The following is a 13,435-nucleotide window of genomic DNA, read 5'->3' as shown; positions in this document are numbered from 1 at the left end:
ACGGCAGGTCAGTCGGGATGACACATAAATCTGTGTCAGTCTCCGGCTGACCTCTTGTTTTATTTGCAAAAATCTGCCATACTATGAGAGATGGCACTGTAGTTTTCAATGATACAGCAGGTGCCTGATGAATGAGACAGAGAAATGGACTGGTAGAAAATGGAGAAAATACTTAAAAAATTGAAAAAACTGCTGCGTCTGATTTTCGGGCGTACCACGCTGGGAACGCTGTTTCTGCTGATACAGATTCTTGTGCTCTTTGCCGGGTTTGACTGGTTTAGAGAGTACCTGATCTATATGTACGGCGGATCTGCGATGCTCAGTGCGCTGGTTTTGATCTATATTATCAGCGATGAGGGAAACAGCACGATCAAGCTGTCCTGGGTAGTGCCGATATTGATATTTCCGGTGTTTGGAACGCTGTTTTATCTGTTTTTGACGCTGCAGCCGGGCACGCGCCGCATTAACCGGCGGATCGAGGAGGTTGGGACAAAACTGCGTCCGTACCTTTTACAGGATCCGGAGGTGCTGGCACACTATGAGAGCATCAGCGCCAGCGGCGGCAATCTCGTCCGCTATATGAACCAGTACGGACGTTTCCCGGCGTATGAAAATACGGGGGTACGCTATTTCCCGCTGGGAGATGATATGTTTCCAGTATTATTGGAAGAACTCAAAAAAGCGGAACATTTTATATTTATGGAATATTTTATCGTAGAACACGGAGTGATGTGGGATGCGATTTTACAGGTGTTAGAGACGAAGGCCGCCGAGGGCGTGGAAGTCCGGTTTATGTATGACGGCATGGGAAATCTCTTCACGCTGCCGCACGGCTATGAGAAAGCGATGCAGGAGAAGGGGATCCAGTGCAAGATTTTTGCGCCGGTGCGTCCGGCTCTCTCGAGTTACCAGAATAACCGCGATCACCGGAAAATCTGTGTGATCGATGGTCATACCGCGTTTACCGGGGGCGTGAACCTGGCAGATGAGTATATTAACCAGCGGGTGCGCTTCGGACATTGGAAGGACACGGCGGTCATGCTCAAGGGAAAAGCTGTAGACAGTTTTACAATGATGTTTTTGCAGCTCTGGGATGTGACGGAACGGGATGCGGAAGAATATCGCCGTTTTCTGTGTCCGGAGACATTTCATATGCCGGAGGGCATGGACTATGGCGGCTTTGTGATGCCATATGCGGACAGCCCGCTCGACGGGGAAAATGTCGGCGAGTCGGTGTACCTCGATATTTTAGGGCGTTCACGCCGGTATGTGCACATCACGACTCCGTATCTGATTCTCGACGATACGACGCTGGCGGCGCTCAAGTTTGCGGCAAAGCGCGGCGTGGAGGTCATTATTATCATGCCGCATATACCGGATAAGTTATATGCGTACCTGCTGGCGCGCAGCTACTACGCGGAGCTTCTGCGGGCTGGTGTTCAGATCTATGAATACACGCCGGGCTTTATCCATGCGAAGATGTTTACGAGCGACGATGAGAAGGCGGTGGTCGGAACGATCAACCTTGATTTCAGAAGCCTGTATCTGCATTTTGAGTGCGCGTCCTATTTCTTCCGCAATGCGGTTGTGATGGATGTGGAAGAAGATTTCCAGAAAACACTTGCAAAGAGCGAGCGGATCACTCTGGAAAACTGCCGGAAGTATCCGTTTATCCGGCGGTTTGCGGGGAAGGCACTGCGGATTCTGGCGCCGCTTATGTAGAACTTCAAAACGAGAGATATGGCATATTTATGTTTTCTTGAATGAAAAACAAGGATAAATAAGAAAAAAATGTGAGAGCAAATGACGAACAGGGAGAGATAAACGTATGGAATGGCACGATGGAAGACACCGCTGCCGCTGGGCGAATCCAAAGAATGAATTGTATATCCGTTATCACGACGAGGAGTGGGGAAAGCTGGTTCGGGATGATGCGAAGCTCTTTGAGATGCTGATCCTTGAATGCTTTCAGGCAGGGCTTTCGTGGGAGTGCATCCTCAATAAGCGGGAGGCGTTCCGCGCCGCGTTCGATGAATTTGACCTGGACAAGGTGTGCGGTTACGACGAGGCGAAGGAGGAAGCACTCCGGACCGCCCCGGGAATTGTACATAACCGGCTGAAAATTCATGCCGCTGTCACGAATGCACGGATATTCCGGGAAATTCAGAATGAATATGGGAGTTTTGACGCGTATCTGACTCACTGGACAGGAGACACGGTGATTCATGAGACAGGCAAGGTCAGCTCGCCGCTCTCAGATGCAGTGTCGGCAGATCTCAAAAAGCGCGGGATGAAGTTTGCCGGGACGGTGATTATTTATTCGTATCTGCAGGCGGTCGGGCGGATTGAGTCGCATGAGGATGGATGCTTTCTGGAATATAAGATGTAAAATAACAAGATGGCAGGTGCAGGGAAAAGAGCGTGCCAGGGTTTTTGTTTCATGGGAAATTATGTCCTATGAAACAAAAAACGCTCCGCGAGGATGCGCACTCGCGCGAAGCAGAAACATGTTGCAAGCGACCGCGCTTGGCGCGAGAATGTGCCAAGGCACATTCTTTTTCACGGGAGGACGGAGCGATGGATTCCGAGAATGCGAATAAGAGTAAGAAGAAAAAGACTTCAAACATAATACAGATCTGCATCGGCGTGCTGGCGGTTGTGCTGGCGGCACTGATTATCGTGATGATGGGAATTGTCTCCAGTATTCAGGGAACGGCGCGTGTGGTCAATTATGCGGGACTGGTGCGCGGAAAGACACAGCGTATCATTAAATTGGAAATTTCCGGTCAGCCGGAGGATGGTATGATTCAGGATATTGAGGCCTTCGTCGACGGTCTGCGGAATGGCAATGGCGAACTGGGGCTGGTGCGCCTTGATGACGGGGCGTTTCAGAGTAAGATGCAGGAGTTGGAGGAGTACTTTGCCGCGCTTCACTATGAAATCCTGCGTGTCCGAGAAGTCGGCTATGAGAATACAGAGATCATTGATAAGAGCGAGCGGTTCTTTGAAATCTGTGATGAGGCGACGGGACTGGCGGAGGCGTATTCCCAGAGGAAGGCATCCTCGCTGACGGTAATTGAAAAATATATCACGATTGATATTATTGTTCTGATGCTTCTGATTGGATATGAATTTATCAAGGCGGTGCGCTTTGCGGCGATGAACCGTACGCTGCAGAAAAAGGTGTATTTGGACAAGGCGACCGGACTTCCCAATAAGAATAAATGCGAAGAATTGCTGGATGATCCGGAACCGGCGGCAGAGAATGTGGGAGTATGCAGTTTTGACCTGAATAATCTCCGCCGAATCAACAACAGCATGGGGCATGAGGCGGGGGATGCCTACATCAGGCGGTTCGCCGTCTGTCTGCGCGCGTCCATGCCTGCGGAACAGTTCGTAGGGCGGGACGGCGGCGATGAATTTATTGCCGTTACGCATGGTCTGGATGAGGATGCTATGCGGGAATGCCTCGCCCATGTGCGGGAGGCGATGACAGAGGAGTCAAGGGGATATCCGGATATGCCGCTCAGCTATGCGGTCGGGTATGCACTTGCCAGTGATTTTCCGGGCAATACGATGCGGGAGCTTTTCAATTTTGCCGATAAAAATATGTATATCAACAAAAACCATGTAAAGCGTGAGGAAGCGGCAGCGGAAAAACGGCTGGATTTTCACCTGCTCAAGCTTTTAAACCGGTTCGGGAGAAACTTTTCGGATTGTCTCTACTGCGACGCGCACATGGATACCTACCGGGCACTCCGTGCCAGTGCTGATTTCTTTCTGGCGTCAGACGGAAGCTATTCCGGTGCGGCGGAGCAGATAGCAGCGGAACGGGTGGCTCGTGCTGACCGCGCCAACATCCGCCAGAGCCTGCAGGTTTCAGAGCTTTCCGGGAAGCTGCAGGCGGAGGGAGATCTACTCGAATTGCAGTATGATACCAACGGTCAGGGACTCTACAGCCGCCTGACGCTGATCCCGGTAGATTGGGATGAGGAAGGAAAGCTGCATCATTTCCTGCTGGCATTTGAGACGATCCGGAAAAGTTCAGAAGGGCGGGCAGATGCGAAGGAACAGCTGACGCTTTATTATGAACAGCTCAAACAGTCGATTCTGGAAAATGACAGCTATGTGGATGCACTCCTGGATCTGTCGGATATGATATATACAGTTAATTTGACAAAGGATATTCTGGAGAAGAGTGTTGTCTTGAATGGAAAAGACGAGGAATGCCGGGAGCTATTTATGGACTATCCGCTGCCGTGTTCTTACCGTGATTATTGCAGTGAATATATGAAGATGGTCACCCAGGAGACCTTGGGAAGCTATCGCATAGCAGATGATCCGGCTAAGCTGTTGAAGCGGTTTGAGGCAGGGGAGAAACATATTTCCGTGGAATACTGTATCCAGGAGGAAGATGGCACGATCTGCTGGGTACAGAAAACAGTTCTGATGACGCAGACGATCGTGTTTGATACGGAGCTTTCTTGTGAGATGCCGGTGGTTCATGCGATCATTCTTCTGCAGGATACGTCGCAGATGCACGCGCGGGATGAACAGGAGCACGCGCGCCTGCAGGCGGCATTTGATGAAATGCGGACGGCAAACCGGGCGAAAACAGATTTCTTAAGCCGCATGAGTCACGATATCCGGACACCGCTCAATGGCATTATCGGGCTTTTGAAAATCGATGAGGCACATTTTGATGATAAGGAGATGCTGATGGAAAATCACCGGAAAATGCAGGTGGCGGCGGGGCATCTGCTGTCCCTCATCAATGATGTGCTGCAGATGAGCAAGCTGGAAGAAGGAAAGATCATTCTGGCACATGATTATATTTCATTGGCAGAGATGACGCACGATATCGTGAGCATCATCATCGAGCGCGCGGTAGATGCGGGCATTCAATGGGAGTATGATAAAAGAAAAGCGGAGATTCCGTATCCGTATATTTATGGCAGCCAGCTCCATCTGCGCCAGATTTTCCTGAATATTTATGGAAACTGCATCAAATACAATCATCCGGGCGGAAAAATCAGTACCAGGGTGGAGGCGCAGGATGTACGGGACGGCTGGTGCGTCTATAGGTGGACGATCTCGGACACGGGAGTTGGCATGAGCCAGGAATTTCTGGACCACATCTTTGATCCGTTTGTACAGGAGAAAAATGATGCGCGCAGTGTTTATCAGGGAACTGGGCTTGGTATGACGATCGTCAAAGGGCTGATTGAACAGATGCACGGAACCATCGAAGTGACGAGTGAGGTCGGCATTGGAACGACGTTTGTGGTGGAAATTCCATTTGAGATTGCACCGCCGCCGGAGGAGCTTCCGGTTAAGGAAGCAGCGCCGTCAGGAGATATTCACGGTTTGAAGCTGCTTTTGGCGGAGGACAATGAGTTGAATGCAGACATCGCGGAGACACTTCTGACCGATGCGGGTGCCCATGTCACGATTGTGGAGAACGGGAAGAAGGCATTAGACTGCTTTGAGGCGGCACCTCCGGGGACGTTCGATGCGATTCTCATGGATGTGATGATGCCGGTGATGGATGGTCTGGCTGCGACACGCGCGATCCGGGCGATTCCACGGGCGGATGCAAGGCAGATTCCGATTCTTGCCATGACGGCAAATGCCTTTGAAGAGGATGCCAGGCAGTGCCTGGCGGCTGGGATGAATGTGCATCTGGCAAAACCACTGCAGATGGATAAGGTGGTAGCGGCGCTCATGGAGTGCTGCGGCAAAAAGAGGGATCTATAAAGTTTGGAAAGGGCGAAAAGGAACGCAGGTGGTATGAAAGCAATCTCTATTTACACGATTACCCGAAATCAGAATACGGAATACCTTCAAAAGCTGGAACGACAGCTTTCGGGGCGGGATGTGTTTCTGAAAATACGGGAATGGGAGCTGGACAGCATGAAAGCGCTGGTTTCGGAGTTGGAGAGACATATACAGGCGGTGTACGCACTGCGTTTTTTCTATTCCTTTCAGATTCCGAGACTGGGAAAAGAGTTTGATCTGCTTCAGATCAAGGAAGAACAGATTTTAAACCTTGAATTAAAGAGCGGACAGGTGTCGGATGAGGCGATCCGCAAGCAGCTCATACAGAACCGGTATTATCTGGCAGCGCTGGGAAAGCCGATTCGTTCGTACACTTATATTAGCAGCCAGAACCGCCTGGTGCGTCTGACGAATCATGACCGCATTGTGGAGGCGGACTGGGAACAGCTCTGCCGGGATTTGCAGCAGGAGAGTGCTGATTATCCAGGCGATATCGAAGACTTGTTTCAGGCGGAGCTGTACCTGATTTCTCCGCTTACAGAGCCGGGACGGTTCTTAAAGAAAGAATATTTCCTGACATACCAGCAGAGGGATATTGAACGCCAGATTTTAAAGAAAATCCGGGCAGACCGGACGGGATATTTCTGGTTTACCGGGCTTCCGGGGACGGGAAAAACGCTGCTTTTATATGATATTGCGATGAAACTCTCCGGGCGGCAGCGGGTGTGCATGATCCACTGCGGTGAAGCGGGAAAAGAGTGGAAGGTGCTGCATGAGCGGCTGCGGCGGGTGGAGTACCTGGCGGAGGATAGTGTTCAAACGGGAGCGGAAATCAGGTTTGAAGCATACAGCGCGATCTTAGTAGATGAGGCACACCTTCTGTCGCCCAATACATTGGAAATTTTGCTGGAGATCGGCAAAACGCGTCCGGTTATTTTTTCCAGTAACTGTGAGGATATGATTTCGCCGGAAGAATTGGATCTGGGTGCAATAAAGCTCTTGGGGGAGCAGCCGGGAATCCAGACATTCCACCTGACGAATCGGATCCGTGCGAATGCAGAACTTTCCTATTTTATACAAAATATGATGCACCTGCCGCACGGACGCGGAATGCGGCACTATCCCCATGTCGCGGTGGTTTATGCCAACGATGAGTCAGAAGCAGCTAATTTGCTGAATGATTACATCCGTCAGGGATATGAGTGCCAGGAATCCGATTGGCAGGAAAAACTGGAAAAGCAATCCGATTCTGCCGTAGAAATACAATCTCGCCATACGCGAGAAGTCGATCGCATGGTGCATCGGCTGGATGGGCGCTATTATTATGATGAAATGGGATATCTGCGCTCGACGGAGCGCGATGTGAGACATCTTTTTTATCAGCTCAGCGAGGCAAAAGAAGAACTGGCGCTGGTGGTGATGGGAAATGAGAAGCTGTATGGAACGCTGCTGAACTTGTTTTAAGGTGTTTTGAAGGAAAGGTTTTATATAAAATGTTGGAATGTGCTCAAAAAGCATATTTCCAACATTTGTTGTCGTTCATTATGCTAAGGACAAGAAAAAAGCCTCAGGCAGACACCTGAGGCCAGTTAAACTCGATTTAGGCTCTTTCAACTAAACCGGATCTTAAGCAAGAAGTACATACATACATCTTCTGAGCTCCGCCATTAGTTTTAACCTTAACAGACTTAACGTTAGCTTTCCACATTTTGTTAGATCTTCTATGTGAATGACTCACTGCATTACCAAAATGAGCAGCTTTCTCGCAGATTGCACACTTAGCCATCGTAGCACCTCCTTAACCGATCATTGGACTTCCTATTAAAATCCATAACAAAGGTATAATAGCAGAAAATAGGAAAATATGCAAGTGAAAAACCAAAAAAAATAAAAAAAGTTTTCGACAGATGTCTATTTTCTATTTCCTTTTTAACGTGGGTGGTGTATAATATACACGTAAGCCATGAGTCATGCGGATAAAAAAGGCTGAAAAACGGTGTTGTGCTTGCACATAAGCCGTATTTCAGACATTTTTATCCATAGGGCGAAGCCCGTGAGCGAGATGGAGCGAAGCGGAATCGAGCTGCATGACGGGGTAGAGAGACGCATATATTTCATTCCACGCGCCGACACAGGAGCCGCCTCGGCTCCGCATGTCCAGCCCGTGAAGTACTCACCCCACGCGCCGACACAGGAGCCGTCCCGGCTCCGCATATCCAGCCCGTGAAGTACTCATCCCACGCGCCGACACAGGAGCCGCCCCGGCTCCGCATGTCCAGCCCGTAAAAAATCATGGCATAAAATTCGAATCAAACAAAAACAAGTAAAGAAACGGAGGCTGTCAATATGAAAGGACGCATCGACAATAAAATGGGTTCGATCCAGATCGATCCGGAAGTAATTGCAATGTACGCCGGAACGACAGCAGTAGAATGCTTCGGTATCGTTGGCATGGCGGCTGTCAGTATGAAAGATGGTCTGGTAAGACTGCTTAAAAGAGAAAGCCTGACACACGGCATCAACGTAGCCATCAAGGACAATGCACTCAGCATCGATTTCCACGTAATCGTGGCATACGGGGTCAGCATCTCTACCGTTGCGGACAACCTGATCGAGAGTGTAAAATATAAAGTAGAAGAGTTTACTGGCATGAAGGTTGAGAAAATCAGCATTTATGTTGAAGGCGTAAGAGTGATAGATTAAGGAGGAACAAACCCTGTGGGCATGAATTATATAGATGCCGGGATGTTAAAGAATGCATTTCTGGCTGGAGCAAAGGGCCTGGAGGCCAACAAGGAATGGATCAATGAGCTGAACGTATTTCCTGTTCCAGATGGAGATACCGGTACGAACATGACGATGACGATTCTGTCAGCCGCCAGAGAAGTGGCAGCCGTTGAAAATCCGACGATGGAGGCGTTAGCAAGAGCGATTTCCTCCGGTTCCTTGCGCGGCGCACGAGGCAATTCCGGCGTTATCCTTTCACAGCTCTTCCGCGGATTTACGAAAGAGATTAAGACGGTAGATGTCATTACGACGAGTGTTCTCTCAGACGCATTTAACCGTGCGACGGAGACAGCTTATAAGGCAGTTATGAAGCCGAAGGAAGGTACGATTCTGACTGTTGCCAAGGGAATGGCGGATAAAGCGGCAGAACTGGCACCGCAGACCGAGGACGTACTTGAATTTTCAGAGAAAGTATTGGAGTACGGCGAATATGTTTTAAGCCAGACACCGGAGATGCTTCCGGTTCTGAAAGAGGCAGGAGTCGTGGATTCTGGCGGACAGGGTCTGATTCAGGTTATCAAGGGCTGTATTGAGGGCTTAAAAGGAAAAGTCGTGGATATCGACGCGGCAGTTACTCCGTCTGTATCGGGAAATGGAGCGGCAAAAACAGCAACAGGCGCCGGAAGCACGCAGGCAGCGGATATCCGTTTTGGTTATTGTACGGAATTTATTATCAATGCAGAAAAACCGGCGGATGAGACGACAGAGCAGGAACTGAAAGATTATCTGAGCACGATCGGCGACTCCCTGGTAGTTGTGGCAGATGATGATATTGTCAAGATTCACGTTCATACAAACGATCCAGGTCTGGCGATTCAGAGAGCACTGACCTACGGTTCCCTGTCCCGCATCAAGATTGACAATATGCGTGAGGAACATCAGGAGAAACTGATCAAAGATTCCGAACGTCTGGCGGCACAGCAGAAGGCAGAAGAGGAAGCCAAAGAGAAGAAGGAAGAACCACGCAAGAAATATGGATTTATCGCCGTATCGGTCGGAGAAGGTCTTTCTGAGATTTTCAAGGGTATCGGCGCTGACTATATCATCGAGGGCGGACAAACGATGAATCCGAGTACGGAGGATATGCTGGAAGCAATCGAAAAAGTCCATGCCGAGACAGTTTACATTCTGCCGAACAATAAAAATATTATTCTGGCGGCAGAGCAGGCAAAGAGCCTGTCAGAAGATACCAAGGTATATGTAGTTCCGTCCAAGACGGTTCCGCAGGGTATCACGGCGCTGATTAATTTTGCTCCGGATCTGACGGCGGAAGAAAATATGGAACAGATGACCGAGGAGATGAGTCACGTTAAGACCGGTCAGATTACCTACGCAGTCCGCAATACATCGATCGATGGTATGGAGATCGCAGAGGGCGATATCATGGGGATCGGCGACAGCGGCATGCTGGCAGTTGGCAAGAATATCGAGGAGACCGCGATGGAGTCACTTCGTAAGATGGTAGATGATGAGTCTGAGCTTGTGACGATCTATTATGGTGAGGATGTCACGGAAGAGGACGCAGAGGCATTCTGTGAGAAAGCCCGCAAAGAATTTACATCCTGCGAATTTGAATGCCAGAATGGCGGGCAGCCGATTTACTATTATATGATTTCGGTAGAGTAGATTTAGGTCGTTTAAAGTGATTGAAATGCGTTAAATGAATCTGCACTATTGGCTGAGAAAATGCAGATAACGAGAAAATGAATTTTCTATGTGATGGCGCAGATAAAACATTTGACGTATAAAACAAAATAATTCATAAGTATGAAATGAGGCAGGTCAGGGGAGAGATCCCTGCGTCCTGCCTCTCTTTCATTCCAATGTATTCCCGGATTTTTTGTCCGGTAACTGTCCGCGTGGCTGATTTTCCGGAGAATATTCTGAAAAGCAGGAGGAGATAAATGGAACAGCAGAATATAACCGCTGTTAAGGGCATCGGTGAAAAGACGGCAAAGTTATTTCAAAAAATAGGCGTGGAAACGGTGGAAGAACTGCTCCATTATTATCCGCGTGCTTATGATGAGTTTAAGGAACCGCAGCCGATCTCGGAACTGAAGGAGGATACGATCGCGGCAGTCGGCGGAATCCTGGCAAAAACGGCGGATGTGGTGCGGTATGGAACGCGCCTGCAGGTTACGACGGCTGGATTGCGGGACAGCGGAGGCACACTGGCGCTGGCATGGTACAATATGCTATCTGCGCGGGACGCTCAAGGCGGGGGAACGCTTTATTTTCCGTGGCCGTGTGGTAAAAAAACGGGGAAGACTTACGATGGAGCAGCCGGAGATCTACCGCCCGGAACAGTATGCGAAAGTCGTGTCGTCTATGCAGCCGGTTTACGGACAGACGAAGGGACTTGGCAATAAGACGATCGCAAAGGCAGTCACGGAAGCCCTCACGATGCGCCAGATGGAACGGGAATATCTGCCGGCTGGTCTGCGGGAAAAGTACGGATTGGCGGAAATCAACTATGCGCTGGAGCACATCCATTTTCCGGCAAACCGGGAAGAACTGATGTTTTCCCGGAAACGTCTTGTGTTTGATGAATTTTTCATGTTCCTGATGTCAGTGCGCCTGCTCAAAGACAAAAAAGAAGATAAAAAGAGCGTATATCCATTTACGTTTTCTGGGGAAATGGCGTCGGTGGAAGAGCGCCTCCCATATGCTCTGACCGGGGCACAGAAAAAGGTAATCCGGGAGGTGTACGCCGATTTGTCCGGCGGGCATATCATGACCCGATTGATTCAGGGCGACGTTGGTTCGGGTAAGACGATTGTGGCGATTCTGGCGTTGCTGCAGGCGGCGGCAAATGGATATCAGGGGGCGCTGATGGTGCCGACGGAGGTACTGGCGCGCCAGCATTACGAGTCGATGACCGAATTGTTTGCGTCGCTGGGAATCACATATCGTCCGGTGCTTCTGACCGGTTCGATGACAGCAAAGGAAAAACGGCTTGCCAGAGAGTCGATTGAAAATCATGAGGCAGATATCGTGATTGGAACCCACGCGCTGATTCAGGAAAAAGTGGTGTACGACAATCTGGCATTGGTAATCACGGATGAACAGCACCGTTTTGGAGTGGCGCAGCGGGAAATGCTGAGCAAAAAAGGCGGCGAGCCGCATGTGCTTGTCATGAGTGCGACGCCGATCCCGCGGACGTTGGCGATTATTTTATATGGGGATCTTGATATTTCCATCATCGATGAACTTCCGGCAAACCGGCAGCCGATCAAGAACTGTGTCGTGAACCGTGAATTTCGCCCGAATGCCTACCGTTTCATCGAAAATGAAGTCCGCGCCGGCCGTCAGGCATACGTCATCTGCCCGATGGTCGAGCCGAGCGAGATGCTGGAGGCAGAGAACGTCATCGATTATACCGAAGAGCTGCGCCGCGCCCTGTCCCCGTCGATCCGGGTGGAATATCTGCACGGAAAGATGAAGGGAAAAGAAAAAAATGCGATCATGGAAGCATTTGCGGCAAATGAGATTCATGTGCTGGTATCCACCACGGTCATCGAGGTCGGAATCAATGTCCCGAATGCCACCGTTATGATGATCGAAAATGCCGAGCGCTTCGGACTGGCGCAGCTCCATCAGCTCCGCGGCCGTGTCGGTCGAGGAAAAGATCAGTCCTACTGCATCATGGTCAACGCCTCCGGCGAAGAAGACGCCGGAAAGCGGTTGGGTATTCTCAATAAGTCAAATGACGGCTTCTACATCGCCTCCGAAGACTTAAAACTGCGCGGTCCCGGAGACCTCTTCGGCGTCCGCCAGAGCGGTGATCTCGAATTCCATTTAGCGGATATATTTGCAGATGCAGATATATTGAAGGCAGTTTCGGACGAAGTGAAGAAATTAATGGATAAAGATCCGCTGTTGGAGGCGGAGGAGAATCAGGAGCTGAAACGGAAGATGAATGGATATTTAGAGAGAGGATGGGAGAAGGTGAATTTGTAAAAATTAAAATTTATTGTAAATTATATTGGAGTTTGCAACGGTGTACAAAGGGAACATAATAAAAAACTTAATAATGGACTGCCAATCTTACACAAAGTACCGCCCAAACGAGACTACGGGCGGTATTTTTGTATCATGGCGGAGAAAGGAGGAACTTCCCACGGGGGCTTGACTGAAAAGTTGAGCCCCTTTTTTCATGCCAAAAAAACAGGAGGTAAATGCTTATGGCAGATGATAAAACCACAAAAATGCCGGAACAGCCGGTAACGGATAGCGGGCCGGGCAAGGAAACGCCTCCCGCTCCCCCAAAAGAGCCGGAGAAGGTTTCCGTTTCCCCGGAGCCGGAAAAAAAGACGGAACCGGAGGTAAAGAACCCACAGGTTTCTGTCTATAACTTCGCTGAAATTATGAAGGAAAAGAAAGTCGAGGAACGGGCGGCAGCTCCCAGCGGGGAAAAGCCTGTCCCGGCAAAAACGGAAAAACCGGAAAAGCAGCCGGAGGCTCCGAAGAAAGCGGAGGAAAAACCCAAAGAGCCGGAACAGCCGAAGCGCCGGGGCCGTCCCCCGAAAGCAGATAAGGACAAGGACGCAGCCCCGAAGCCCAAAGCTCCCGTACAGAAACCGGAAAAGGCGGTCAAAAAGGAACCGGAGAAAAAAAACGGCTCCAACGGTGCAGACTGCTCCCACTCCGAAGGAACCCGAAAAGCCGAAGGATGCACCACGCCGGGGCAAGGAGCAGATCGTCTATATCAAGCTGAACGAGCTCTACGCCTTCAAGAACCATCCCTTTGAAGTCCGGGATGATGAAGAAATGCGGGCTATGGTGTCCAGCGTTAAGGACAAGGGCGTGACCCAGCCCGCTATCGTCCGTCCCCGTGAGGATGGCGGCTATGAGATCGTGTCCGGCCACC

9 protein-coding genes and 1 pseudogene are annotated in these 13,435 nt (G+C 50.1%); 9 read left to right on the top strand and 1 reads right to left on the bottom strand.

Translation table 11 applies throughout. From position 1 onward, the window contains the following. Positions 1-180: 180 nt before the first annotated feature. The 4 genes from cls to DWX76_RS08955 all read left to right on the top strand — a co-directional run bounded on the left by cls (position 181) and on the right by DWX76_RS08955 (position 7,242). A complete protein-coding gene (gene cls / locus DWX76_RS08970) occupies positions 181-1,722 on the top strand; it encodes a cardiolipin synthase (protein ID WP_412694031.1) in 1,542 nt (513 codons plus the stop codon). 106 nt (positions 1,723-1,828) lie between these two features. Beyond that, complete coding sequence (locus DWX76_RS08965; RefSeq protein ID WP_118570514.1) at positions 1,829-2,389, top strand: DNA-3-methyladenine glycosylase I; 561 nt, start codon at positions 1,829-1,831, stop codon at positions 2,387-2,389. A 188-nt stretch (positions 2,390-2,577) separates the two neighbouring features. Next, positions 2,578-5,757: an ATP-binding protein gene (locus DWX76_RS08960; protein WP_118570513.1), complete on the top strand. Its 3,180-nt coding sequence runs from the start codon at positions 2,578-2,580 to the stop codon at positions 5,755-5,757. 33 nt (positions 5,758-5,790) lie between these two features. Next, positions 5,791-7,242: an AAA family ATPase gene (locus DWX76_RS08955; RefSeq protein ID WP_118570512.1), complete on the top strand. Its 1,452-nt coding sequence runs from the start codon at positions 5,791-5,793 to the stop codon at positions 7,240-7,242. A 136-nt stretch (positions 7,243-7,378) separates the two neighbouring features. Here DWX76_RS08955 and rpmB read toward each other — a convergent pair whose 3' ends face one another. Next, positions 7,379-7,564 (bottom strand): 50S ribosomal protein L28, encoded by a 186-nt coding sequence (rpmB, locus tag DWX76_RS08950; protein ID WP_003504147.1) that lies wholly within the window; start codon positions 7,562-7,564, stop codon positions 7,379-7,381. A 560-nt stretch (positions 7,565-8,124) separates the two neighbouring features. Here rpmB and DWX76_RS08945 point away from each other — a divergent pair. The 5 genes and pseudogenes from DWX76_RS08945 to DWX76_RS14450 all read left to right on the top strand — a co-directional run. Further along, a complete protein-coding gene (locus DWX76_RS08945; protein ID WP_022359718.1) occupies positions 8,125-8,481 on the top strand; it encodes an Asp23/Gls24 family envelope stress response protein in 357 nt (118 codons plus the stop codon). A 15-nt stretch (positions 8,482-8,496) separates the two neighbouring features. Beyond that, positions 8,497-10,191, top strand: coding sequence for a DAK2 domain-containing protein (locus DWX76_RS08940; protein ID WP_118570511.1), 1,695 nt, complete (start codon positions 8,497-8,499; stop codon positions 10,189-10,191). Positions 10,192-10,469: 278 nt separating this feature from the next. Continuing rightward, positions 10,470-12,525: pseudogene (recG, locus tag DWX76_RS08935) on the top strand (ATP-dependent DNA helicase RecG). Positions 12,526-12,749: 224 nt separating this feature from the next. Then, positions 12,750-13,316: a hypothetical protein gene (locus DWX76_RS08930; protein ID WP_243022510.1), complete on the top strand. Its 567-nt coding sequence runs from the start codon at positions 12,750-12,752 to the stop codon at positions 13,314-13,316. Next, on the top strand, positions 13,264-13,435 hold a 172-nt coding region (locus DWX76_RS14450), incomplete at its 3' end, for a ParB N-terminal domain-containing protein (RefSeq protein ID WP_243022513.1). The genes DWX76_RS08930 and DWX76_RS14450, both read left to right, overlap by 53 nt.

This window comes from Clostridium sp. AF21-20LB (assembly GCF_003478795.1).
GTDB lineage: Bacteria > Bacillota > Clostridia > Lachnospirales > Lachnospiraceae > Otoolea > Otoolea fessa.
This window is presented reverse-complemented; position numbering and strand designations above follow the sequence as displayed.

What these genes read in the sequence shown, in the direction of transcription:
- DWX76_RS08960 (WP_118570513.1), top strand. Translation starts at nt 2,578, where the DNA reads ATGGATTCCGAGAATGCGAATAAGAGTAAGAAGAAAAAGACTTCAAAC.
- rpmB (WP_003504147.1), bottom strand. Translation starts at nt 7,564, where the DNA reads ATGGCTAAGTGTGCAATCTGCGAGAAAGCTGCTCATTTTGGTAATGCA.
- DWX76_RS08965 (WP_118570514.1), top strand. Translation starts at nt 1,829, where the DNA reads ATGGAATGGCACGATGGAAGACACCGCTGCCGCTGGGCGAATCCAAAG.
- DWX76_RS08955 (WP_118570512.1), top strand. Translation starts at nt 5,791, where the DNA reads ATGAAAGCAATCTCTATTTACACGATTACCCGAAATCAGAATACGGAA.
- DWX76_RS08930 (WP_243022510.1), top strand. Translation starts at nt 12,750, where the DNA reads ATGGCAGATGATAAAACCACAAAAATGCCGGAACAGCCGGTAACGGAT.
- DWX76_RS08945 (WP_022359718.1), top strand. Translation starts at nt 8,125, where the DNA reads ATGAAAGGACGCATCGACAATAAAATGGGTTCGATCCAGATCGATCCG.